This window comes from Streptomyces sp. NBC_00433, assembly GCA_036015235.1.
Classification (GTDB): domain Bacteria; phylum Actinomycetota; class Actinomycetes; order Streptomycetales; family Streptomycetaceae; genus Actinacidiphila.
Genome location: CP107926.1, coordinates 4,753,648 through 4,776,875 on the forward strand (window position 1 = coordinate 4,753,648; position 23,228 = coordinate 4,776,875).

General features: G+C 69.9%; 18 protein-coding genes. 5 read left to right on the forward strand and 13 right to left on the reverse strand.

Annotated features, from left to right (window positions below; translation table 11 throughout):
* Positions 1–28: 28 nt before the first annotated feature.
* From trxA to OG900_20240, 7 genes are all read right to left on the reverse strand, one after another.
* Complete coding sequence (trxA, locus tag OG900_20210) at positions 29–358, reverse strand: thioredoxin (protein ID WUH92202.1); 330 nt, start codon at positions 356–358, stop codon at positions 29–31.
* A 42-nt stretch (positions 359–400) separates the two neighbouring features.
* On the reverse strand, positions 401–1,351 hold the full coding sequence (gene trxB / locus OG900_20215) for a thioredoxin-disulfide reductase (GenBank protein ID WUH92203.1): 951 nt from the start codon (positions 1,349–1,351) through the stop codon (positions 401–403).
* A gap of 144 nt (positions 1,352–1,495) precedes the next feature.
* Positions 1,496–2,386, reverse strand: a complete 891-nt coding sequence (locus OG900_20220; protein ID WUH92204.1) for a zf-HC2 domain-containing protein — start codon at positions 2,384–2,386, stop codon at positions 1,496–1,498.
* Positions 2,383–3,057, reverse strand: a complete 675-nt coding sequence (sigM, locus tag OG900_20225; protein WUH92205.1) for an RNA polymerase sigma factor SigM — start codon at positions 3,055–3,057, stop codon at positions 2,383–2,385. The genes OG900_20220 and sigM overlap by 4 nt, the downstream gene beginning before the upstream one ends.
* A 35-nt stretch (positions 3,058–3,092) precedes the next feature.
* A complete protein-coding gene (locus tag OG900_20230; GenBank protein ID WUH92206.1) occupies positions 3,093–4,880 on the reverse strand; it encodes a protein kinase family protein in 1,788 nt (595 codons plus the stop codon).
* Between the two features lie 141 nt (positions 4,881–5,021).
* Positions 5,022–7,448, reverse strand: coding sequence for a murein biosynthesis integral membrane protein MurJ (murJ, locus tag OG900_20235; protein ID WUH92207.1), 2,427 nt, complete (start codon positions 7,446–7,448; stop codon positions 5,022–5,024).
* A 26-nt stretch (positions 7,449–7,474) separates the two neighbouring features.
* Complete coding sequence (locus tag OG900_20240; GenBank protein ID WUH92208.1) at positions 7,475–9,820, reverse strand: DUF6049 family protein; 2,346 nt, start codon at positions 9,818–9,820, stop codon at positions 7,475–7,477.
* 155 nt (positions 9,821–9,975) lie between these two features.
* Here OG900_20240 and OG900_20245 point away from each other — a divergent pair, with 155 nt between their 5' ends.
* Entirely contained in the window at positions 9,976–11,442 is a 1,467-nt protein-coding gene (locus OG900_20245; GenBank protein ID WUH92209.1) for a CCA tRNA nucleotidyltransferase, read from the forward strand.
* Positions 11,443–11,482: 40 nt separating this feature from the next.
* On the opposite strand, the gene OG900_20250 is transcribed toward OG900_20245, so the two are convergent.
* From OG900_20250 to OG900_20260, 3 genes are all read right to left on the reverse strand, one after another.
* Positions 11,483–12,793, reverse strand: a complete 1,311-nt coding sequence (locus tag OG900_20250) for an MFS transporter (protein WUH92210.1) — start codon at positions 12,791–12,793, stop codon at positions 11,483–11,485.
* 125 nt (positions 12,794–12,918) lie between these two features.
* Entirely contained in the window at positions 12,919–14,001 is a 1,083-nt protein-coding gene (locus tag OG900_20255; GenBank protein WUH92211.1) for an inositol-3-phosphate synthase, read from the reverse strand.
* Positions 14,002–14,024: 23 nt separating this feature from the next.
* Positions 14,025–14,669 carry a PadR family transcriptional regulator gene (locus OG900_20260; protein WUH92212.1) on the reverse strand — a complete coding sequence of 215 codons (645 nt, stop codon included), beginning with the start codon at positions 14,667–14,669 and terminating at the stop codon, positions 14,025–14,027.
* 341 nt (positions 14,670–15,010) lie between these two features.
* On the opposite strand from OG900_20260, the gene OG900_20265 reads away from it, so the two are divergent.
* Both OG900_20265 and OG900_20270 read left to right on the forward strand, forming a co-directional pair.
* Positions 15,011–17,779 (forward strand): penicillin-binding protein, encoded by a 2,769-nt coding sequence (locus OG900_20265; GenBank protein WUH92213.1) that lies wholly within the window; start codon positions 15,011–15,013, stop codon positions 17,777–17,779.
* A gap of 90 nt (positions 17,780–17,869) precedes the next feature.
* Entirely contained in the window at positions 17,870–19,354 is a 1,485-nt protein-coding gene (locus tag OG900_20270; protein WUH92214.1) for a glycosyltransferase 87 family protein, read from the forward strand.
* Here OG900_20270 and OG900_20275 read toward each other — a convergent pair.
* From OG900_20275 to OG900_20285, 3 genes are all read right to left on the reverse strand, one after another.
* Entirely contained in the window at positions 19,342–20,382 is a 1,041-nt protein-coding gene (locus tag OG900_20275) for an alanine racemase (GenBank protein ID WUH92215.1), read from the reverse strand. The two genes, OG900_20270 and OG900_20275, sit on opposite strands and share 13 nt — an antisense overlap.
* Positions 20,383–20,414: 32 nt before the next feature.
* Positions 20,415–21,554, reverse strand: a complete 1,140-nt coding sequence (locus OG900_20280) for a peptidoglycan bridge formation glycyltransferase FemA/FemB family protein (GenBank protein ID WUH92216.1) — start codon at positions 21,552–21,554, stop codon at positions 20,415–20,417.
* Positions 21,555–21,684: 130 nt separating this feature from the next.
* Positions 21,685–21,993, reverse strand: coding sequence for a hypothetical protein (locus OG900_20285; protein WUH92217.1), 309 nt, complete (start codon positions 21,991–21,993; stop codon positions 21,685–21,687).
* 268 nt (positions 21,994–22,261) lie between these two features.
* On the opposite strand from OG900_20285, the gene rpsF reads away from it, so the two are divergent.
* Together rpsF and OG900_20295 are read left to right on the forward strand one after the other, a co-directional pair.
* Entirely contained in the window at positions 22,262–22,552 is a 291-nt protein-coding gene (gene rpsF / locus OG900_20290; protein WUH92218.1) for a 30S ribosomal protein S6, read from the forward strand.
* 59 nt (positions 22,553–22,611) lie between these two features.
* Positions 22,612–23,223 (forward strand): single-stranded DNA-binding protein, encoded by a 612-nt coding sequence (locus OG900_20295; GenBank protein WUH92219.1) that lies wholly within the window; start codon positions 22,612–22,614, stop codon positions 23,221–23,223.
* The last annotated feature ends 5 nt before the right edge of the window (positions 23,224–23,228 follow it).

Sequence of the window (23,228 nt, forward strand, 5' to 3'; positions counted from 1 at the left end):
TCGATGTTCCACGTGGAACAGTGCGCGTTCAGCCGATGAAGTCGGACAGGTCGCGGACGAGCGCGGCCTTCGGCTTGGCGCCCACGATCGTCTTCACGACCTCGCCGCCCTTGTAGACGTTGAGGGTCGGGATGGACATCACGCCGTACTTCGCGGCGGTGACGGGGTTCTCGTCGATGTTGAGCTTGACGATGGTGATGTCGTCAGGGTGCTCCGCCGCGATGGCCTCCAGGGACGGGGCGATCTGGCGGCAGGGGCCGCACCATTCGGCCCAGAAGTCGACCAGCACAGGCTTGTCGCTGGCCAGGACCTCCTCGGCGAAGGTGGCGTCGGTCACGGTCTTGGGCTTGCCGGCCACGGCAGTCTCCTCAGGTTCGATTCGAGCGGGTGGGGATGGGGATCAGACGGCCTTCTCGGCGTCGGCGAGCGACGCCAGGTAGCGCTCGGCGTCCAGGGCGGCGGAACAGCCGGTGCCGGCCGCGGTGATCGCCTGGCGGTAGGTGTGGTCCACGACGTCTCCGGCGGCGAAGACACCGGGGAGACTGGTGCGGGTACTCGGCGCCTGGACAGTGAGGTAGCCCTCCGCGTCGAGGTCGAGCACACCCTTGAAGAGCTCGGTCCGCGGGTCGTGGCCGATTGCGATGAACAGCCCGGTGACGGGCAGCTCCGAAGTCTCGCCGTTCTTGGTGTTGCGCAGGGTCAGACTGGAGAGCTTGCCGTCGCCGTGGATCTCGGCGACCTCGCTGTCCCAGACGAAGGAGATCTTCGGGTCGGCGAACGCGCGGTCCTGCATCGCCTTGGACGCCCGCAGGCTGTCCCGGCGGTGCACGATCTTCACGGACTTGGCGAACCGGGAGAGGAACGTCGCCTCCTCCATCGCGGTGTCGCCGCCGCCGATCACCGCGATGTCGTGCTCGCGGAAGAAGAAGCCGTCACAGGTGGCGCACCAGGAGACGCCACGGCCGGAGAGCTGGTCCTCGTTGGGCAGGTTGAGCTTCCGGTGCTGCGACCCGGTGGCGACGATGACGGCCTTCGCCCGGTGGACCACGCCCGCCGAGTCGGTGACGGTCTTGATGTCGCCGCTGAGGTCGACCGCGACCACGTCGTCAGGGATCAGCTCGGCGCCGAACCGCTCGGCTTGGGCGCGCATGTTGTCCATCAGGTCCGGGCCGATGATGCCCTCCCGGAAGCCGGGGAAGTTCTCGACCTCGGTGGTGTTCATCAGCGCGCCGCCCGCGGTGACCGAGCCTTCGAAGACCAGCGGGCTGAGGGATGCGCGTGCCGTGTACAGCGCCGCGGTGTAGCCCGCGGGTCCCGAGCCGATGATGATCACGTTACGGACGTCGCTCACGGGTCTTTTCCTCGTCTCTGCGGACTGCTGTGGGGGTCCGGCCCTGGCTGGACTCTCGTCGTGCCTAACGGATCCTACGGGGCTGGCATTCCCCCGGTCGCGCACCGCCCCACGCCCACCACGGTGAGCCTGGGGGACGCCTGGTCAGCTCCGTGGATAGCTGTTCTGGAAGAGCACTCTGCCGGGGGTGTCGGCCGTGCAGGAGGCGGTCACCACGAACGCGTCGACCAGGGTGTCGTCAGCAGGGTCCGGCAGCACTACGAGGAAGGAGTCGACACCCTGGTAGGGCTCCCGGTCGGCGGCCAGCGGCTGCTGGGCCCGCCGGGTGGCCTGGAGCACGCAGCCGGGCACGGCGGTGACGGTGCCGTCGGGCGCGGTGACCCTGGTGTCCCCGTCGGTGTGCAGCATCGGCGAGGTGATCCCGCCGTTGCTGGTCTTACTGCCCTGGGCCCCGCGGAGTAGTCGTGCCACTTCGTCGCCCACCGCACCGGAGGCGCCCTGGTGGTCCTGGGCGCTGGTCTTGCGCTGCGCGCTGCTGTCGGCGCTCACGCTGTTCTGGCCGCTGTGGGATGCCAGCTCGTAGACCACGCCGCCCAGCGCGAGGACGGCGGCGGCCGAGGCCGCACCGATCAGCAGGCCGCGCCGCAGTCGGCGGCCGCGACCGGGTCCGGTGGGCCCGGAGGGACGGCCGGCCGGTGCGGATGTTCCACGTGGAACATTCCCCGGACCGGAGGCGTCCTGGGCAGGGAGCGATGTTTCACGTGGAACATGCGGCAGGGCGGCGTCGAGTCGGGCTTCGTCGGCAAGTGCCGCGTCGATGCGTGCGGCCACCTCGGCGGGCATCGGCTCCGGCTCCGGCAGTTCGCCGAGCAGGTCCTGGATCTCCCGGAGTGACGCCAGTACCTCGCCGCACTCCGCGCAGGACTCCACATGGGCGCGGACCTCTGCCGCCTGCTCAGGCGGCAGGATGCCCTCGGCCAGGTCGGAGATCGCCATGACGTCGGGATGCGGGTCCTGGTCCGTGGTCGATGTCATCGGTGGTCACCTCCGCCCTGTTCCGTTCCTGCCGGTGGGACGGATGTCCCCTCCGTCCGGTTCCTTCCGCTGCCGGGACCGGCCCGGTCCGCTCCGCCGCCCGCCCGCAGATGGGTGAGCAGCGGCAGCAGCCGGGCGCGGCCGCGGGCGCACCGGCTTTTCACCGTGCCCTCCGCCACGGCGAGCACCGCGGCCGCCTCCGCGACCGGATAGCCCTGCATGTCCACCAGCACCAGAGCCGCCCGTTGCTCGACGGGCAGTGTCGCCAGCGCCGCGAGGAGCTCGCGGTGCAGTTCGTCGCGCTCGGCGGGTGCCTCGGCGGACTCGTGCGGTTCGAGGAGCGATTCGAAGTTGTCCTCGTCGGCGACCGGTGCGGTGCGGCGCGAGGCGGCCCGCCGGGCCCGGTCCAGGCAGGCGTTCACCGTGATCCGGTGCAGCCAGGTCGTGACGGCTGACTGGCCGCGGAAGGTATGGGCGGCCCGGAAAGCCGACACCAGGGCGTCCTGCACGGCGTCAGCGGCCTCCTCGCGGTCGCCCAGCGTCCGCAGGGCGACCGCCCAGAGGCGGTCGCGATGCCTGCGGACCAGCTCGCCGAAGGCATCGGCCTCGCCCGCCACATGGCGGGCCAGCAGATCGGAGTCGTCGGCTTCGCCGAGCGGTATGCGCTCCAAGGCCAGACTCCCCCGTCCGCTTCCGTCGGGCCGGTTCAGCCCGTCACGCTGATCTCCGAGATCCTGCCACGGAATGTGCCGTCCGATTCCTTCGGGAGCTGGGTCAGCCACACCAGGAGATAGCGGCTGGTGACCTGCGTGCCGGGCTTGAGCGTCACCTGCTGCGAGCCGGAGCCGCCGGTCACCTTCTGGAAGCCGTCGAGCCGGGTCGGCCGGGAGTCGGTGCCGGAAGGTGCCGCCCACAGCTCCAGGTCGGTCTCGCCGCCCTTCAGGTTCACCGTCACACCGCTGACCCGGTGGTCGGCGCCGAGGTCCAGGATCACCCCGACACCGTCCTTGAGTCCCCCGAGGTCGGCCGTCGCGTACCAGCTGGTCTCCCAGTAGGTGTTCGGGTCGTGGTCCGTGAGCCGGCCGATCTCGGACGGGGTCTCGCTGCCGTTGCCCTTCGGCGGCGGGTCGAAGTCCTTGGCGCCGACGATCGTCAGCGGTGCGGCGGGCGGCGGCGCCGGGTGCTGGTTCGCCTGCGGCGAGGTGGTCGGAGTGCGCGGGCTGTCGTTCTCGCGGGACTTCATGGCGTCGGCGAGCTGCCAGCTGCCGAGCCCGATCGCCACGATCAGCAGCGCGGAGACGGCCCACTTCAGCGCGCTGCCGGTACGTCCGGGCAGCGCGGGCGGCGGAGCCGCGGGAGGAGCTGCCGGACCCGCGGTCGCGTAGCGGGTCGCGCCGGCCGGCGGCTGCGGGGGCTGCTGGAAGGCGGCCGGCTGGTAGACCGGAGCAGGGTGCTCGGGCGGCCGGATCCGCGGAATGCCCGCGATGGCCTTGGCCAGCTCCTCCGGGGTCGCGCAGGGGGACTCCTCGCGGGACGCGGTCGCCCCGTCGTTGACCAGAGCGCGCATCGCCACGTCCGACATGCCGCGGTGGATGCCCGCGCGCAGCTGGTCGGGCGCGACCAGGCCGACGCCCTTGGGCAGCCCCGCCAGGCCGTGCGCGTCCTCCTCGTAGGGCCAGCGCTGGGTGAGCGAGGCATAGAGCAGCGCGCCGATCGCCTCGGTGTCCTGCCGTTGCGGTCGCTCGGAGCTGAGCCCGCGCAGCGCGGCGGCGACGGCCAGCCCGCGGATGCGGTACTGCCCGGAGCTGGTCCGCAGAACCGCACCGGGGTCCAGCCGGAGATGGGCCAGCCCCTCGCGGTGGGCCGCGGCCATGCCCTGGGAGACCTGGCTGGCCATCTGGTAGGCCTCGTGGGGCTCCAGCGGGCCCGCGGCCAGCAGGTCGGAGAGCGAGCCGGCGTCGGGCAGCCACTCGTGGATCACGTAGACCAGGTCGTCCTCCTCGACCGCGTCGAGGACCTGGACGAACCGGGGGTCGCCGAGCAGCGCGGCCGAGCGGGCGGCGGCCAGCACCTGGCGTGCCCGCGGGTGGTCGGCGGGCAGCAGGTGGATGCCGACGGCCCTGCGCAGCTTCTCGTCGACCGCGCGCCAGCTGCTGAAGCCGTCCACTCGCGTGACGCACTCCGCGAGCTGGTAGCGCCGGGCCAGCCGGTGACCGCTGTGCAGCTCGGGCGCGGTGGTTCTGGGCTTGGGGCGGGGCTGGGCCGGCGGAGGCTCCGCGGTGACGTCGGGGGCCTCTTCGGTCTTCTCCGCGTCGTCCTGGGTCTTCTCGATGCCCTCTGCCGTGTCCTTGGGTGGGGTGCCGTCACCGGCGGTGCCGCTGTCCTGGTCGTCCGTCGTCGTACCGTCGGGTGTGGCGTCGTCCTGCCGGGCTGCGGGCGGTGCCTCGCCGCCCTCATCAGCCACTCCGACGGCCGCCGTGCTCCGATCCGCCACCGTCGTTCCTGCCTCCCCATCCATGAGCGCGATCCCACGTCGAGCCGATGACAATTGTGCCCACAGTCCGGCTGTATGCACGACACGCGGAGGGCCGTGATGGTTGCGCGGCGGCGGCAAGGCCGAGGGGCGGACGTCGAATCAGCGGCCGAGCCGTCCCCGGACCATGCCGATCATGCCGTTCAGCTCCTGGATCCGCATCCGCTTCGCGATCACCAGGAAGATCCCGCCCAGCAGGACGGCGCCGACCACCAGTGAGGCCAGCGATCCGGTCGGGCCGCCGCCCAGCTTCCCGCTGATGACGTAGGCCGCGATGCCGGCCACAGCGGCGGCCGGGATGCAGGCGCCGACCAGTCGGGCGTAGGTGCGGATCACCCGGCGGCCGTCCAGGTCGCCGCCGAGGCGGGCCCCCAGCCGCTTGACGGCCACCCCGACGCCGACCGCGTAGGCCAGGCCGTAGGAGAAGGCCATGCCGACCACGGCCCAGCGGGCGGGCAGCGCCACGAAGCAGAGGGCCGAGGCCGCGGCATTGACGGCGGCCACGATCACCGTGTTGTAGAAGGGGGTGCGGGTGTCCTCGAAGGCGTAGAAGCCGCGCAGCACGACGTACTGCACGGAGTAGGGGATCAGGCCGCCGCCGAAGGCCATCAGGATGAAGCCGATGTTGCGGGCGGAGCCCTCGTTGGTGCCGGCGTAGAGCAGCCCGCACATCGGCACACCGAGGGCGAGGAAGGCGAAGGCGGCCGGCACGATCGCGACCGCCGAGGTGCGCAGGCCGTAGGAGATGTCGTCGCGGACCGCGGTGATGTCACCGTCGGCGGCGGCGCGGGAGATCCGCGGCAGCACCGCGGCCATCACCGAGACGGTGATGATCGCCTGCGGCATCTGCCAGAGCAGCAGCGCGTAGTTGTAGCCGGTGATGCCGGTGCCCTGGTAGCCGCTCTTGTCGGCGTTGGCGCCCGCCCAGGTGGCCAGCTGGGTGACGACGATCAGGCCGGCCTGGTTGGCCAGGACGAACAGGAACGTCCACTTGGCCAGCTTGGCGGCCTTGCCCAGGCCGTGCCCGCGCCAGTCGAAGCGCGGCCGGAATTTGAATCCCGCGTCCCGCAGGTAGGGCAGCATCGCCAGCGACTGCACGACCAGGCCGAGCAGGGTGCCGATGCCGAGCAGCCGGACGCCGTCGGGGGTGATCGTGGTGGCGTCCATCCGGGTGGAGCCGTAGGAGCCGTAGACCCAGATGAACATGCCGAAGGTGAAGATCACCACGATGTTGTTCAGGACCGGCGTCCACATCATCGCGCCGAACTTGCCGCGGGCGTTGAGCACCTGGCCCATGACCACGTGGACACCCATGAAGAAGATGGTGGGCATGCAGTAGCGGGCGAAGGCGATGGCCACGCTGTACGTGTCCGGGTTGTCGGCGATCTTCGCGGACATCAGCTTGACCAGCAGCGGTGCGCCGAGCACGGTCACTGTCACGATGCCGCCGAGCGCCACCATCACCACGGTCAGCAGCCGGTTGGCGTAGGCGCTGCCCCCGTCGTCGTCGTCCTTCATCGCGCGCACCAGCTGGGGCACGAAGACCGAGTTGAGGCCGCCGCCGATGGTGAGGATGTAGATCATCGTCGGCAGCACGTTCGCGACCTGGTAGGAGTCGCCGAGGGTGGCCACACCGATCGCCGCGGCGATCACCAGGGTGCGGACGAAGCCGGTGACGCGGGACACCAGTGTGCCGGCCGCCATCAGGGCGCTGGACTTCAGGATGCCGCCGGACCGGGTGGCGGGCGCGGCGCCGACGGTCGGTGCGGCCGCGGTGGCGCCCGCGCCGGCCATTGCCGGCCGGAGCGGCCCCGTGGCGCCCGTGACGGGCTGCTGGGCGCCCTGCGGCGGCTGTCCGGGCTGCTGGTAGCCCTGCGCCGGGTACGGCTCCTGGTAGGGCTGCTGCTGCGGTTGCTGGTACTGCTCCTGGTAGGGCTGCTGGTACGGGTAGCCGTAGCGCGGGTCGGCATAGCGCGGGTCGACGTACTGGGAGTCGGCGTAGTGCGGGTCCGCGTACGGCTCGCCCTGGTAGAAGTCCTGGCCGTATCCCGGGTCCTGGTAGACGGGGATCGAGAAGCCCGTCGTCTCGTTCGCCGACGGCATGTGCGGATAGGGCGCCGGATAGCCGCTCTGGGCCTGGTAGCCGCCGTGCTGCTGATAACCGCCGCCCTGGTAGCCGCCCTGCTGCTGGTACGGCTCCTGGTAGGGCTGCTGCTGCGGTTGCTGGTACGGCTCCTGATAGGGCTGCTGCTGGGGATACTGCTGCTGGTCCTGGTAGCCGGCCTGCTGCTGACCGCCGCCCTGGGGCTGCTGGTCGCGGAAGAGGTGCGCGAAGGCGTCGTAGTCCTCGCCCTGCGGCTGCTCCTGATAGCCGGGCTGGGGCTGCTGCTGCCACTGTGCCTGATCCTGCTGGTACGGATCGTAGGCATACGTGTTCTGCAGATAGGGGTCGGCCGGCGCCGGACGCTGCTCGGGCGATGGAGGCATCTGGCCCGCAGAGTCGCGATCACCGTCATACGGCGCGTTCATCAGTGCCCCACCTTATTGTCCGCCGGCTACCCGTCCACTTTCTCACCTGTCGGGGACGGCTCCAGGCTTTCCTGCCCGGTGTCAGCGGCAGGGTCACCCGGCTGCCCGGGATCCGTGCCGCCCTCCTCGTCATCGTCGGCGTCGCCGTCGTCGTCCGAACCACTGTCTCCGGCCGTCTGTCGCTTCCGCTGTCGGTAGATCCGTACCCCGGCCAGCACCAGCAGGAGCAGCCCGGCCCCGATGATCAGCATCACCAGGTCGGTGACCTTGTTGATGTGCACCTCGAACGGGACGGCGTTGCCGTACAGCCGGCCGTTGGCGGTGTAGAGATGCGCGGTGATCCCGACCGTGCCGTTCGCGCTGGCGGTGGTCTGGAACTTCAGGGTACGGGTGTGGCCGCCCTCGATGGTGATCTGCTGGTCGGCTTCCTTGATCTCCAGTCGGATGTTGGCGCTGGACTTGAGCCGCAGCACCAGGCCCTTCACCGGCTGGCCCAGCTCGTTCTTGACCGTGACCGGGATGGTGCCGCTGCGGCCCGACAGGGTCAGCGTCGTCTTCGGGATGATGTGCACCGCGCCGATCAGATCCTGCAGATACAGGCCGATCGAGTCCCGATAGGCCTTCGCGCCCGCGGGGACCCCGCGCCAGCTGTTGGACATCGAGCGCAGCACCGCGTTCCTGAACGGAACGGTGACCCGGTTCTGCTGGGTGAGGATGACCACGAAGTCGTTGAGGTTGCCCTGGGTGTACTGGATCCACTGGAAGGTGTTCGTGGACAGCTCCTGCTTGCGCAGGCTGTTCGGGTAGGCCTTGGCCGACGGCACCTTGCGATTGGCGTGTGCGTCCGGGTGCGCCTTGGCCACGTCGTCGAAGTCGACCGGCGAGATCCAGGGCGCGGTGATGGTGTCGTGGATCGCCTGGGCCATCGCCTGCGCCTGCGGGACGGTGGGCATGCGCTGCGGGGCGACCAGCACGTCGCGCTGCTTCTCCGGCGCCTCCATGGTGATCAGCAGCGTCTGCGCGACGAAGCTCTGCACGGCGAGGTTGGTCTGCTGCTCGTTGGTCAGGGTGCCGGTGAAGGCGGTGGACAGCGTCGCGTCGGCGACCACCGCGGTGGTGCCGCCACCGATCGGCCGGGCGGCGTTCGGGGTGTAGTGGAGGTTGTCGCCCTCGCTGAAGGTGTCACTGCGGGCGATGATCCGCTTGGCGCCGCCCGCGCGTGCCACGGCGACCACCGACGGGTCGATGGCGCCGTCGACGGGCCAGGCCACATCCGCGGTCTGGGTGCCGCCGAAGATGGTCTCCGTGGTGGTCAGCCCGAGCGCGACGCCGGTCTTCAGGTGGGTGAGGGCGCCGGACACGCTCTGGCCGTGGTGCGCGAGCGAGGCGATGTCGGTGTCACCGAAGGGCAGCGCGATCACCTGCTCGCCGGCCACCGCGGTCTTGAGGTCGTTCAGCCACTGCCTGGCGACGGTTCCGCCGGTGCCCTGCGTGGTCTTGGCGACGTCGCCGCCGGGACCCGCCACGCGGTAGCCCTTGGTCATGAACTCGACGGTGGCGAGCAGGTCGGGGTCGACGACCCAGGTCACCGGGAGATTCCTGGCCAGGTCGATCATCTGCCGCAGCCGGCCGCCCGGAGCCAGCTCCGTGGCCAGGTCGTCGTCCAGGAAGATCGGGCTGACCTGGGAGTCGGTGTCGCCGCGCGGTGCGATGTGCGACCGGTCGGTGAGCGGCCACAGGTAGTTGATCCTGGTCTGCTTGACGGTGCTGGTGACCGCGTCGCCGTACCAGGGCAGGAAGGTCCGCTTGATGCCGAGCACGTGCGGGGTCGGGTCGGCCTTGGTCTGGCCGTCCAGCGCCACACCCAGCTGGTAGACCCCGGGATCCGACAGGTCGAGTGCGGAGACCGGGACGGTGAGGGTGAAGGACACGCGCCCGCCGGCGGGGATGTCCGGCACCGTGCTGGTCTGGTCGGGGATCTCGTCGCCGTCCTCGGCGTTGCTGTAGCCGGTCCGCGAGGTGGCGCTCTTGATGGAGCTGCGGGTGCTCAGCACACCGCCCCAGGGCATCCGGAGGCCGACGTGGGCGTCCGTGATGGCGGACTTCCCGTCGTTGGAGAGCTGGCCGGAGATGGTGAGGGACTCGCCCTTGACCGGGATCCGCGGTGTGAGGACGTTCACGGAGACCGAGGCCGTACGGGAGCCGCTGGCGGCCGCTTGCGAGGGCGCTGCTCCGACGGCCTGCAGCAGCCCGGTGAGCAGCGTCGTACCCGCCACCAGCGCGACGACCCGTGCTGCCCGGCGCCTCGCCGAGGACGGGGGTTTCCCGGGTGACTGTGCCGCCTCGCCCACGCGTTCGCCCGTCCTCGTCATATGTGTCGCTGATCGTCTGTCGCCGGTGGTCCATCGGATGTGCGTGCTGGCATGTTAACGATCCGCGCTGTGTCGAAGTGCTGCGGACTGCTCCTTGGTACAAGCCGCGAAACCTGTGCGCGGGCGACGCCCGCGGACCCGTACCCTTTTACGTTGTGCCGAATGCCAACAATGCCGCTCAGACTCCGCAGCCCCCGCGAGCCGGGCAGGCCCCTCACCGGGTCGAGCCGGTCGCCGAGGAGCTGGGCCACCGCTTCCGTGCCGCCGGGTTCGACCTCGCCCTGGTCGGCGGATCCGTGCGGGACATCCTGCTGGGCAGGCTCGGCAATGATCTGGACTTCACCACCGATGCCCGCCCCGAACAGGTACTGAGGATCCTGCGCCCGTGGGCGGACTCGGTGTGGGACGTCGGGATCGCCTTCGGCACGGTCGGCGGCATGAAGAAGGCCCACGACACGGAGGGCGTGGCCCGCGGCTTCCAGATCGAGGTGACCACCTACCGCAGCGAGGCCTACGACCGGACCTCGCGCAAGCCGGAGGTCTCCTACGGCGACACCATCGAGGAGGACCTGGTCCGCCGTGACTTCACGGTGAACTCGATGGCGGTGGGACTGCCGGAGAAGGACTTCATCGACCCCTACGGCGGCCTGGACGACCTCGCGGCCCGGCTGCTGCGCACTCCGGGGTCCCCCGAGTCGTCCTTCTCCGACGACCCGCTGCGGATGCTGCGCGCCGCCCGCTTCGCCGCCCAGCTGGACTTCGAGGTCGCCCCCGAGGTGGTCGAGGCGATGACCGCGATGGCCGACCGGATCGACATCGTCTCGGCCGAGCGGGTGCGCGACGAGCTGAACAAGCTGGTCCTGTCCGACCACCCGCGCAAGGGGCTGCGGCTGCTGGTCGACACCGGACTCGCCGACCGGGTGCTGCCCGAGCTGTCCGCGCTGCGTCTGGAGCGCGACGAGCACTTCCGGCACAAGGACGTCTACGAGCACACCCTGACGGTGCTGGAGCAGGCCATCGACCTGGAGACCGAGGGTCCCGACCTGGTGCTGCGGCTGTCCGCGCTGCTGCACGACATCGGCAAGCCGAAGACCCGGCGCTTCGAGTCGGACGGACGGGTCTCCTTCCACCACCATGAGATGGTCGGCGCCAAGCTGACCAAGGCGCGAATGCTGCAGCTGAAGTACCCCAACGAGCTGGTGAAGGAGGTCTCCCGGCTGGTCGAGCTGCATCTGCGCTTCCACGGCTACGGCAGCGGCGAGTGGACCGACTCGGCGGTGCGCCGCTACGTACGGGACGCCGGGCCGCTGCTGGAGCGGCTGCACAAGCTGACCCGGTCGGACTGCACGACCCGCAACAAGCGCAAGGCGGCGGCGCTGTCCCGGACCTACGACGGCTTGGAGCAGCGGATCGCCGAGCTGCAGGAGCAGGAGGAGCTGGACTCGATCCGGCCCGACCTGGACGGCAACCAGATCATGACGGTGCTGGGGATCGCCCCGGGGCCGGTGGTCGGCAAGGCCTATCAGTACCTGCTGGAGCTGCGGCTGGAGAACGGTCCGCTGGGCGAGGAGGCCGCGACCACGGCCCTGCGCGAGTGGTGGGCCGGCCAGTCCGCCGAGTGATGTTCCACGTGGAACATCGCATCCGCGGGATGCGCCGCCGTCATCGGGTCTGGGTGCCCGCGTGCGATGTTCCACGTGAAACATCGCGCTCCCGCAGTATCCCGACCGCAGTGGCCGCGTAGATCAGCCCCAGCGCCACGACCAGCCCGGCCGAGCGTCCGTCGGCGGGCAGGACGAGCGCCGCGAGCGCCGCGGCGCCGACGAACGCCACATTGAAGACGACGTCGTAGAGCGAGAAGACCCGGCCGCGGTAGGCGTCGTCCACCTGGGCCTGGACGACCGTGTCGGTGGCGATCTTGGCACCCTGGGTGGTGACCCCCAGGGCGAAGGCGGCCAGCATCATCGGGGCGCGGGTGAAGGACAGCGCCAGCGGCGGCAGCAGCAGCGCCGAGGCCGCCGAGCAGGCGGTGATCCAGCCCGCGGTGCCGATCCGGGCGGTGGCCCACGGCGTGATGAGCGCCGCGACGAAGAAGCCGGCCGCCGACAGGCCCACTGCCACGCCCAGCAGGGCCAGACCCGCGTCGGTGTCGGACGGGTCGGACCATGCGTAGCGGCACAGCATCAGCAGCGTCACGGTGAGCGCGCCGAAGCAGAAGCGCATCGCGGTCATCGCGGTCATCGCGCGGGCGGCCGCGGGGCGGCGGCGCAGATGCCGCAGTCCGGCACGCAGCCCCTGGGCGGTGCCGGCGAGCGCCGCCATGACCTGTGGGCGGACCCGGTCGGGGTCGGGGCCCAACAGGTCCCGGCCCAGGGTCAGCGCGGACAGCCCCGCGCACAGGTAGAGCAGGGCGCCGAGCAGCACGGTGGCGGCGTTGGCCCCGTCCCCGTCGGCTGCGAAGAAGAGGTGCACCACGAAGGCGACGCCGCCGCCCACGGTCGCCGCCAGGGTGCCCGCGGTCGGCGAGAGGGCGTTGGCCGTCACCAGCCGGTCCTCGTCGACCACCCGCGGCAGCGCCGCGGACAGCCCGGCCAGCACGAAGCGGTTGACCGCGGTCACCGACAGGGCGGACAGATAGAACAGCCAGTCCGGCACACCCAGCAGGATCAGCCCGGCGGTGCCGCAGCACAGCACGGCACGCAGCAGGTTGCAGTAGAGCAGCACCTGGCGGCGCCGCCAGCGGTCGAGCAGCACCCCGGTGAAGGGGCCGATCAGCGAGTAGGGCAGCAGCAGGACGGCCATCGCGGACGCGACCGCGCCCGGTGAGGCCTGCTTCTCGGGCGAGAAGACCACATAGGCGGCGAGCGCGACCTGGAAGACGCCGTCGGAGAGCTGTGACAGCAGGCGTACGCCCAGCAGCCGGCGGAAGTCCGGCAGCCGCAGCAGGACGCGAAGATCGCGCAGAAGGCCCATGCGCACAGCCTCACACGGCCGAGAAGGCCCCGGGCATGCGACCCGGGGCCTTCTCGGTAATACGTGCGTCAGTGCTTCGGTTGTCGGCGGCTCAGCGCCTCAGCACCGCACAGCCGGTCGGCGATTCAGCGCTCGACCTCGCCGCGGATGAACTTCTCCACGTTCTCGCGGGCCTCGTCGTCGAAGAACTGCACCGGCGGGGACTTCATGAAGTACGAGGAGGCCGACAGGATCGGGCCACCGATGCCGCGGTCCTTGGCGATCTTCGCGGCACGCACCGCGTCGATGATGACGCCGGCGGAGTTCGGGGAGTCCCAGACCTCCAGCTTGTACTCCAGGTTCAGCGGGACGTCGCCGAAGGCGCGGCCCTCGAGGCGGACGTACGCCCACTTGCGGTCGTCGAGCCACTGGACGTAGTCGGACGGGCCGATGTGGACGTTCTTGGCGCCCAGGTCGCGGTCCGGGATCTGCGAGGTGACGGCCTGCGTCTTGGAGATCTTCTTGGACTCCAGGCGCTCGCGCTCGAGCATGTTCTTGAAGTCCATGTTGCCGCCGACGTTCAGCTGCATGGTGCGCTCCAGGACGACACCGCGGTCCTCGAAGAGCTTGGCCATCACGCGGTGCGTGATGGTGGCGCCCACCTGGGACTTGATGTCGTCACCGACGATCGGCACACCGGCCTCGGTGAACTTGTCGGCCCACTCCTTGGTGCCGGCGATGAAGACCGGGAGGGCGTTGACGAAGGCGACCTTGGCGTCGATGGCGCACTGGGCGTAGAACTTCGCCGCGGCCTCGGAGCCGACGGGCAGGTAGCAGACCAGCACGTCGACCTGACGGTCCTTGAGGATCTGGACGATGTCGACCGGGGCCTCGTCGGACTCCTCGATGGTCTCGCGGTAGTACTTGCCGAGGCCGTCGAGGGTGTGGCCGCGCTGGACGGTCACGCCGGTCTGCGGCACGTCGCAGATCTTGATGGTGTTGTTCTCGCTGGCGCCGATGGCGTCCGCGACGTCGAGGCCGACCTTCTTCGCGTCGACGTCGAAGGCGGCCACGAACTCGACGTCACGCACGTGGTAGTCGCCGAACTGGACGTGCATCAGGCCGGGCACCCGGGAGTCCGGGTCCGCGTCCTTGTAGTACTCGACACCCTGAACCAGCGACGTGGCGCAGTTGCCCACACCCACGATGGCTACGCGAACCGAACCCATACCCGTTGCTCCCTGTGTAATCGTCACGCGGTTCCCCGGGCTTCGGGTCGGCCGCCGTTCTCTTGGTTGGTGTTGTCGTTGTCGTCCCGCTCGTCGACCGGCCGCTCGACGCGTCCGGCCCGCTCGGTCTCGATCAGCTCGTTGAGCCAGCGGACCTCGCGCTCCACCGACTCCATGCCATGGCGTTGCAGCTCCAGCGTGTAGTCGTCGAGCCGTTCGCGGGTGCGGACCAGTGAGGCGCGCATCTTCTCCAGGCGCTCCTCCAGGCGGCTGCGCCGCCCTTCGAGCACCCGCATCCTGACGTCCTTGGACGTCTGGCCGAAGAAGGCGAAACGAGCGGCGAAGTGCTCGTCCTCCCAGGCGTCGGGGCCCGAGTGCGCCAGCAGCTCCTCGAAGTGCTCCTTGCCCGCGGCGGTCAGCCGGTAGACGATCTTCGCCCGGCGGCCGGCGAGGGGCGCGGCGGGCGGACCGCTGTCCACCGCCGGTTCCTCGATCAACCACCCCAGGGTGACCAGCGTCTTCAGGCAGGGATACAGGCTCCCGTAGCTGAAGGCGCGGAACACCCCGAGCGAGGTGTTGAGCCGCTTGCGCAGCTCGTACCCATGCATCGGTGACTCGCGCAGCAGACCGAGAACCGCGAATTCGAGGATTCCGGAGCGCTTGCTCAATCCCTCGTCCCCTCGTTCACGCTTCTTCCGATCCGATGTATCGAGTCGATACATCGTGACGATAGAACGGTGCGAGACATCGTGCAAGGCAGCAGGTGGTGACCGGCGTCACATCCTCAAACCTGTGAGCTGCCAACTGCCCGTTATGTGATGAACGTTCGCATCATGTGTCTTTTGGCCGTGCGTACTCTGTTCGCCATGCAGAGCACCGGGAACCCCGCGCCGTCGGCGCGCGTCTTGATCCTGGGTGCGGTGCGGCCTGACACAGCCGCATGCAGGGGGACCAACCGGATTGTCACCGATGCCTTCAGGCGATCCCGCCTGTCGAGGAGTAGCTGTTCATGAGCGAGCACCGTCGCAAGCCGCCGCCGCAGTCGCCTGCCGGCGGCCGTGCTGCCGCCCGGCGCGGGGGACAGCAGCCGACGCCCCCGCCGCCCGGCGGCCGCCGTGCCGCCGGCGATCCCCCAGCCGGCGCACGTAGCGGACGCGATACACCGGCCGGTTCGCCCAGCGCCGCCCACAGCGGTCCCCCTGCGGCGCCCACCGGGTCCGGCGGCGGTGAGCCGTACCAGGGCAGAGCCGCGGCACGCCGCGCCGCCCAGGGCCGGTCGGGCGGCGGTCGGCGCAGAGGCGGCGGCGGTGGCGCCGGCGGACCCGGTGGGCCCGGCACCGGCGGCCCCGCGGGCCGCAGCGGCCGCGGCCCGGGACGGCGCCCCACCAAGAAGCGCTTCATCGACTACCCGCGCTTCGGCAAGGAGGGCTGGCGCCACTGGGTGCCCTCGTGGCGCCAGGTCACCGCGGTCTGCGTCGGCTTCTTCGGCGTTCTCGTCGGCATCGTCGGCATCGCCTACGCGATGGTCGACGTCCCGAACGAGAACCAGGCGTCCAAGGCCCAGAACAACGTCTACTACTGGGCCGACGGCACCCGCATGGTGACCGGCGGCGGCAGCATCAACCGGCAGAACATCCCGTACGAGAAGATCCCCAAGGCGATGCGCTTCGCGGTGATCTCCGCGGAGAACAAGACCTTCGAGACCGACTCCGGCGTCGACCCGATGGGTATCGCCCGCGCGCTGCTCAACATGGCCAAGGGCGGCGAGACGCAGGGCGGCTCGACGATCACCCAGCAGTACGTCAAGAACACGATGCTCGACCAGTCGCAGACGGTCAGCCGCAAGTTCAAAGAGCTGTTCATCTCCATAAAGGTCGGCGCCAAGGTCAGCAAGAACGAGATCATCACCGGCTACCTGAACACCTCCTACTTCGGCCGCAACGCCTACGGCATCCAGGCGGCCGCGCAGACGTACTACGGCGTCGACGCGGAGAAGCTGAACCCCAGCCAGTGCGCCATGCTCGCCGCACTGCTCAAGGGGCCGACGTACTACGACCCGAACGGCAACACGGACATCGACTCGTCCGCGACCCCCGAGGCGAACCTGGCGCGCGTCACCCAGCGCTGGGGCTCGATCCTCGACAACGAGGTCAGGTTCGGCCACATGTCCGCGGCCGACCGGGCCCAGTTCACGAAGTTCCCGATGCCGCAGGGCCTCAAGGTGCAGGCCGGGATGAACGGCCAGATCGGCTACCTCGTCGACACCGCGAACAACTACGTCATCCAGCATTCCAAACCGAAGATCACCAAGGCCGAACTCGACCGCGGCGGATATCAGATCTACACGACCTTCGAGAAGGACAAGGTCAACGAGCTGAAGACCGCCGTCGAGAAGGTCAGGGCGCAGAAGATCAAGCCGGGCGCCGGCCACGAGTACACCGGCGACCAGCAGAAGGAGTTCGGCGGCGACGCCGACACCAACGTCCAGTTCGGCGCCGCGTCGGTCGTACCGGGCGACGGGAAGATGGTCGCGATCTACGGCGGCGCGGGATACGAGCACGGCGAGTTCACCAACAACGCCGACACCAAGGGTGTCCCGGTCGGTTCGACGTTCAAACCGTTCGTGCTCGCCGCCGCGATGACCCACGGCACCAACTACAGCGACGGCAAGCCGCTGACGCCGGACAGCAAGTACAACGCCAACGACCTGATCCCGATCAGGGACCACAACGGCAAGATGGTCCTCAACAAGGACAACAGCGTCTTCAAGCAGAAGAACGAGTCCGGCACCAAATGGGGCTACATCAGCTTGAACAAGGCGATGGAGCAGTCCATCAACACGCCGTTCGTGCAGCTCGGCGAGGACGTCGGCCTGCAGACGGTCGAGGACACGGCCATCAAGGCCGGGCTGCTCAAGGACTACATGGGAGACCTGGTCGCGTCGTACTCCATCGGCACCGCGACACCCAGCGCGATCCGGATGGCGAACGCGTACGGCACCTTCGCCGACTCCGGCATCGCGGTGGAGCCCTACTCGGTGACCAGGGTCGTCCACGACGGCGACGACAGCTCGGCCTTCCAGAAGCCGCAGCACAAGAGGAGCCAGGCGCTGAAGCCCGACGTCGCGAACACCGTGACCAAGGTGCTGCAGAACGTGGTGAAGAAGGGCACCGGTACGAAGGCGCTGGAGCTGGGCCGCACCGCGGCCGGCAAGACCGGCACCACCGACACCCCCGGCGGCACCCGGTCCGCGTGGTTCGTGGGCTACACCCAGCAGCTGTCCACGTCCGTGGTGATGTTCCGGCAGGACACCAAGGCCAAGAGGCTGCTGCCGATGGCCGGCACCGGCGGTCCCGGCTCCACCACCCACGGTGGTGACATCCCGGCGACCATGTGGACCGACTACATGAAGGCGGCCCTCGGCAACGCGGAGGACCCCGGCTTCCCGACCCCGGGCAAGATCGGTGACGGCAAGACGATCGACGAGGCGGGCGCCCCGACACCGACCCCGTCCAACACGCCGCCGACGCCGAGCACGCCCGCGACGCCGCCCACCAGCGCTCCGCCCACCTTCACCCCGCCCACGAACACCCCGACGTGGACGCCGCCGCCGAGCGCCAGCAACTCGCCCACGCCGCCGCAGTGCGGGCTGTTCAATCCCAACTGCCACGACACGACCCCGCCGGCGACACCGACGACCCCGTCGACGAGCAGCCCACCGGGCCGTAGCAACGGCGGAACCAACGGGGGACCCAACGGAGGACCCAACGGCGGCTGAGCCGCACAGGACCCCGTGGCGGACGGCAGCTTTCAGCGCGACCGCCACGGGGTCTGCTGTACCCACAGGCCGGTACGGCAGGATGTCGGTATGACGAGCGTGCGTGATCGCGAAGAGGACGGCCGGCAGGAGCTTCCGGTGCGCCCCACCGACGAGGACTCACTGGCCGCCACGGCGAGCGAACTCATCGGCGGTCCGGCCGGCAAACACGCCGAGGCCGGCGGCCACCGCTGGTGGAGCGCCCTGCGGGTGATGGTGCTGATCGTCATCGGGATGTTCGCGCTCGGCATGGTGCAGAAGGTGCCCTGCTACAACGGCGCCTGGTTCCAGGGCGGCGACCCGCAGTACATCCATGCCTGCTACTCCGACATCCCGCACCTTTACCACGACCGCGGATTCGCCACCGACGTGGTGCCGTACTTCGACAGCATCCCCGGGTCGCTCTCCGGCAGCGGCTTCCACCATCTGGAGTACCCGGTCCTCACCGGGCTCTTCATGGAGGTCGCCTCCTGGCTGACGCCGCACAGCGGCAGCATGGACCACCGGTCCCAGGTCTTCTGGATCGTGAACTCCGGCATGCTGCTGATCTGCGCGGTCGTCCTGGTGGTGTTGGTCTCCCGCACCAACCGGCGGCGTCCCTGGGACGGGCTCTTCATCGCGCTGTCCCCCGCGCTCGCGCTGTCCGCGACGATCAACTGGGACCTCTTCGCCGTGGCGCTGGCCTCCGCGGGCCTGCTGCTGTGGTCCCGCAGCCGGCCGCTGGCCGCCGGTGTGCTGATCGGCCTGGCCGCCGCGGCCAAGCTCTACCCCGTCCTGCTGCTGCTCGCGCTGGGCCTGCTCTGCCTGCGGGCCGGCCGGATGCGGGCCTTCGGCGCGGCGGTGGCCGGCGCGGTGGGCGCCTGGCTGGTGGTCAACCTGCCGGTGATCCTGCTGGCCAGGTCCGGCTGGTCGGAGTTCTACCACTACAGCCGCACCAGAGGGGTCGACTACGGCTCGGTGTGGCTGATCGTCATGCAGCGCACCGGCAATCCGCTCAGCGGCGTCAGCGCGTACGTCGCCGCCCTGCTGATCCTGCTGTGCGCGGGCATCGCCGCCCTGACCTTCTACGCGCCCCGCCGGCCGCGGCTCGGCCAGGTCGCCTTCCTGGTGGTGGCCGCGCTCATCGTCAGCAACAAGGTCTACTCGCCGCAGTACGTCCTGTGGCTGCTGCCGCTGGCCGTGCTCGCCCGGCCGCGCTGGCGCGACCTGCTGATCTGGCAGGGCGCCGAGGTGATGTACTACGTCGCGATCTGGATGCAGCTGGCCTGGGTGACCGGTGGCACCAAGCACCACGGCCTGCCCGCCGACGGCTACCACCTGGCCATCGGCCTGCACCTGGCCGGTGTGCTCTACCTGTGCGGGATGGTGGTCAGGGACATGGTGCTGCCGCAGCACGACGTCCTGCGGCAGAACGGCGAGGACGACCCCGCGGGCGGGGTGCTCGACGGAGCCGGGGACACCTTCGTCCTCGGCCTCCTCCCGGAGGAGGACGCGGCGAAGCCCTACCCGCCGGAGGACGCGGCCTACGAGGCCTGACGGTCCACTGTCCGGTCGAACTGGGTCGTGGTGTGCCGCAGGTGCGCCACCAGCTCGTCACCGACCGCGGGCGGTGCCACGTCGCCCGGCAGGAAGAGGATCGAGACCTGCATGTGCGGCGGCTCGGCGAACCACCGCTGCTTGCCCGCCCACACGAACGGCGACAGGTTGCGGTTGACGGTGGCCAGGCCCGCCCTGGCCACGCCCTTGGCGCGCGGCATCAGGCCGTGCAGCGCCTTGGGCGCCTCCAGGCCCACTCCGTGCGAGGTGCCGCCGGCCACGACCACCAGGTGGCCGTTGTCCGCGGCCTTCTCCTGCCGGTAGCCGTACCGCTCGCCCTTGGCGATCCGGGTCACGTCCAGGACCGCGCCGCGGTATTCGGTCGCGTCGTGGTCGCCGAGCCACATCCGGGTGCCGATCCTGGCGCGGAATCTGGTCTGCGGGAACTGCTGCTGGAGCGCGGCCTGCTCGGTCGCCTTGAGGTGGCTGACGAACATCGTGTGCAGCGGCAGCCGGGCGGCCCGCAGCCGCTCCATCCAGCCGAAGACCTCCTCCACCGCGTCGCTGCCGTCGGTGCGGTCCAGCGGCAGGTGGATCGCGAAGCCCTCGAGGCGCACGTCGTCGATCGCGGTGTGCAGCTTGCCCAGGTCCTCCTCGGCCACGCCGTGCCGCCGCATCGAGCTCATCACCTCGATGACCACCCGGGCGCCCACCAGCCCGCGCACCCCCTCCACCGAGGACACCGAGCGGATCGCCCGGTCCGGCAGCGGCACCGGCTCCTCACCGAGCCGGTAGGGGGTCAGCACGAGGATGTCGCCGCCGAAGTAGTCCTTTATCCGGGCCGCTTCATAGGTCGTGCCCACGGCGAGCATGTCGGCGCGCAGCCGGGTCGCCTCGTCGGCCAGCCGCTCGTGGCCGAAGCCGTAGCCGTTCCCCTTGCAGACCGGGACGAGGCCGGGGAACTGGTCAGCGACCTGCTGCTGGTGGGCACGCCAGCGTGCGGTGTCGACATACAGGGTGAGCGCCATGGCCTGGAGGACCTTCCTTGTGCGTCGGCCGGTCAGCGGCGCGACATGTAGATGTCGAGTGCCTTGTGGAGCAGCTTGTTGAGCGGGAAATCCCACTCGCCCAAGTATTCGGCAGCCTGCCCGCCCGTGCCCACCTTGAACTGGATAAGGCCGAACAGGTGGTCGGTCTCGTCGAGCGAGTCGCTGATGCCGCGCAGATCGTAGACGCTGGCGCCCATGGCGTACGCGTCCCGCAGCATCCGCCACTGCATCGCGTTGGACGGCCGGACCTCGCGCTTGTGGTTGGCGGAGGCACCGTACGAATACCAGACGTGCCGGCCGACGGTCAGCATGGTGGCCGCGGCGACCGGCTCGCCCTCGTGTACGGCCAGGTAGAGCCGCATGCGGTTGGCGTCCTCGGCGTTGAGCTTCGTCCACATGCGCTGGAAGTACGACAGCGGGCGGGGCCGGAACTGGTCGCGCACCGCGGTGATCTCGTACAGCTGCTGCCAGGCCGGGAGGTCGTCGTAGCCGCCCTGGATGACCTGGACGCCGGCCTTCTCGGCCTTCTTGATGTTGCGGCGCCACAGCTGGTTGAAATTCTTCAGGATGTCGTCGAGGGAGCGGTTCTCCAGCGGCACCTGGTAGACGTAGCGCGGCTGCACGTCACCGAAGCCGGCGCCGCCGTCCTCGCCCTGCTGCCAGCCCATCCGGCGCAGCCGCTCGGCCACCTCGAAGGCGCGCGGCTCGATGAAGTCGGCCTCGACGTCCCGCAGCCGCTTGATGTCGGGGTCGGCGATGCCCGCCTTGATCGTGTTGGCGTCCCACCGGCGGATTATCACCGGCGGGCCCATCTTCACGGTGAAGGCGCCCTGCTGCTTGAGGTGCCGCAGCATCGGCTGCAGCCACTCGTCCAGGTTGGGCGCGTACCAGTTGATGACCGGGCCCTCGGGGAGATACGCCAGATACCGCTTGACCTTGGGCAGCTGCCGGTAGAGGACCAGGGCCACACCGACCAGCTGGCCGCCCTTGGACAGCTGGCCGGGCTGCTCGTCGAACCAGCCGAGGCTCTCCGACCGCCACTCGGACTTCACGTCGGCCCATGCGGGGACCTGGCAGTGGCTCGCCGCGGGCAGGCTCTGGATGTAGGCCAGGTGCTGCTCTCGGCTGATGGTCCTCAGGGTCAGGCTCATGCGGGGCGCTCCCCATGCTCACGACTGCGGGCTTATCTGGCCCGAAGCCTACTGTGCAGGGGGAGCCCTCCCACCAGCCCTGTGGACAACGGCGCGGCTTTCCACAGGGCACCGCCCGAGTGCCGCGCGGCTACCAGAGCCCGCCGGTCAGGCCGCCGTGGGCCACCCCGATGTAGAAGCCCACCGCGGACATGCCGAGGCCGAGGATCAGGACGAAGCGCTCGGTCGTGGTAGCCGAGATGAACTGGCCGTAGCCGCCGGTGAAGATGCCGACCAGGCCGGTCCAGGAGCTGAGCAGGTGCAGGCTGTTGAAGATCGACGAGATGACCGCGATGCCGCCGAGGACGAAGGTGATCATCGCGAGGGCGTTGACCAGCGGATGCGGCCGGCCGTCGGTGTTGAACGTGAAGTGGTGGGTCCGTTCCGCGTGCTGTGCCATGGGGCACCTCCGTGACGGAGAAGTGGCGGGCTGTAGCGCCCGCACACCCGATGTGTACAGATTGCGGGCATAAGGGGGCGGATTTCAACCCGGGGGACCGAGGCGGGTAGTCTGTACGGTCTGCACCGGTGTCTGCGCTGGGCCAGACCGGGCGATCGCGGGTTTTCCCTCGACTGTCAGTGGCCCGCGTTACCGTTGCGACGCAGATACAAACCCTCCTGCCACGGAAATGCCGTGGCCGCTGAGTCCAAAGGAGGTGGGTTCCACTATGCGTCACTACGAGCTGATGCTCATTCTCGACCCCGATCTTGAGGAGCGCGCTGTCTCCCCGCTGATCGAGTCCTTCCTGTCCGTCGTCCGCAATGGCGGCGGCAGCGTGGAGAAGGTCGACACCTGGGGCCGTCGTCGTCTCGCCTATGAGATCAACAAGAAGCCCGAGGGCATCTACTCGGTCGTCGACCTCAAGGCCTCGCCTGATGTCGTCAAGGAGCTGGACCGTCAGCTCAACCTGAACGAGTCGGTGCTGCGGACCAAGGTCCTCCGTCCGGAACTGCACTAGTACCGGACTTCGAGTAGCAGTCAGTCAGCACTGCCCAAAGCCAGTCGAGAGGTCATCCCATGGCAGGCGAGACCGTCATCACGGTTGTCGGCAATCTTGTCGACGACCCCGAGCTGCGCTTCACCCCGTCCGGTGCGGCGGTCGCGAAGTTCCGCGTCGCGTCCACTCCCCGCACCTTCGACCGGCAGACCAATGAGTGGAAGGACGGCGAGAGCCTGTTCCTGACCTGCTCGGTCTGGCGGCAGGCGGCGGAGAACGTCGCCGAGTCGCTTCAGCGCGGCATGCGCGTCATCGTGCAGGGCCGGCTCAAGCAGCGGTCCTACGAGGACCGCGAGGGCGTCAAGCGGACGGTCTACGAACTGGACGTCGAAGAAGTCGGCGCCAGCCTCAGGAGCGCCACGGCCAAGGTCACCAAGACCAGCGGCGGTGGCGGTCGGGGCGGCCAGCCGGGCGGTTTCGGCGGCCAGGGCGGCGGCCAGGGTGGCGGCGGCTGGGGCGGCGGCTCCGGCGGCCAGCAGGGCGGCGGCGGTGCTCCCGCCGACGACCCCTGGGCCACCAGCGCACCGGCCGGCGGCGGCCAGCCGGGCGCGGGCGGCGGGCAGGGTGGCGGCGGCTGGGGCGGCGGCTCCGGCTCGTCCGGCGGCGGCTACTCGGACGAGCCGCCCTTCTAGGGCGG

Coding starts and splice junctions, on each gene's coding strand:
- OG900_20265 (WUH92213.1), top strand. CDS start 15,011: ATGAGCGAGCACCGTCGCAAGCCGCCGCCGCAGTCGCCTGCCGGCGGC.
- OG900_20280 (WUH92216.1), bottom strand. CDS start 21,554: ATGAGCCTGACCCTGAGGACCATCAGCCGAGAGCAGCACCTGGCCTAC.
- OG900_20250 (WUH92210.1), bottom strand. CDS start 12,793: ATGGGCCTTCTGCGCGATCTTCGCGTCCTGCTGCGGCTGCCGGACTTC.
- OG900_20275 (WUH92215.1), bottom strand. CDS start 20,382: ATGGCGCTCACCCTGTATGTCGACACCGCACGCTGGCGTGCCCACCAG.
- murJ (WUH92207.1), bottom strand. CDS start 7,448: ATGAACGCGCCGTATGACGGTGATCGCGACTCTGCGGGCCAGATGCCT.
- OG900_20295 (WUH92219.1), top strand. CDS start 22,612: ATGGCAGGCGAGACCGTCATCACGGTTGTCGGCAATCTTGTCGACGAC.
- OG900_20285 (WUH92217.1), bottom strand. CDS start 21,993: ATGGCACAGCACGCGGAACGGACCCACCACTTCACGTTCAACACCGAC.
- OG900_20220 (WUH92204.1), bottom strand. CDS start 2,386: ATGACATCGACCACGGACCAGGACCCGCATCCCGACGTCATGGCGATC.
- rpsF (WUH92218.1), top strand. CDS start 22,262: ATGCGTCACTACGAGCTGATGCTCATTCTCGACCCCGATCTTGAGGAG.
- OG900_20255 (WUH92211.1), bottom strand. CDS start 14,001: ATGGGTTCGGTTCGCGTAGCCATCGTGGGTGTGGGCAACTGCGCCACG.
- OG900_20240 (WUH92208.1), bottom strand. CDS start 9,820: ATGACGAGGACGGGCGAACGCGTGGGCGAGGCGGCACAGTCACCCGGG.
- OG900_20270 (WUH92214.1), top strand. CDS start 17,870: ATGACGAGCGTGCGTGATCGCGAAGAGGACGGCCGGCAGGAGCTTCCG.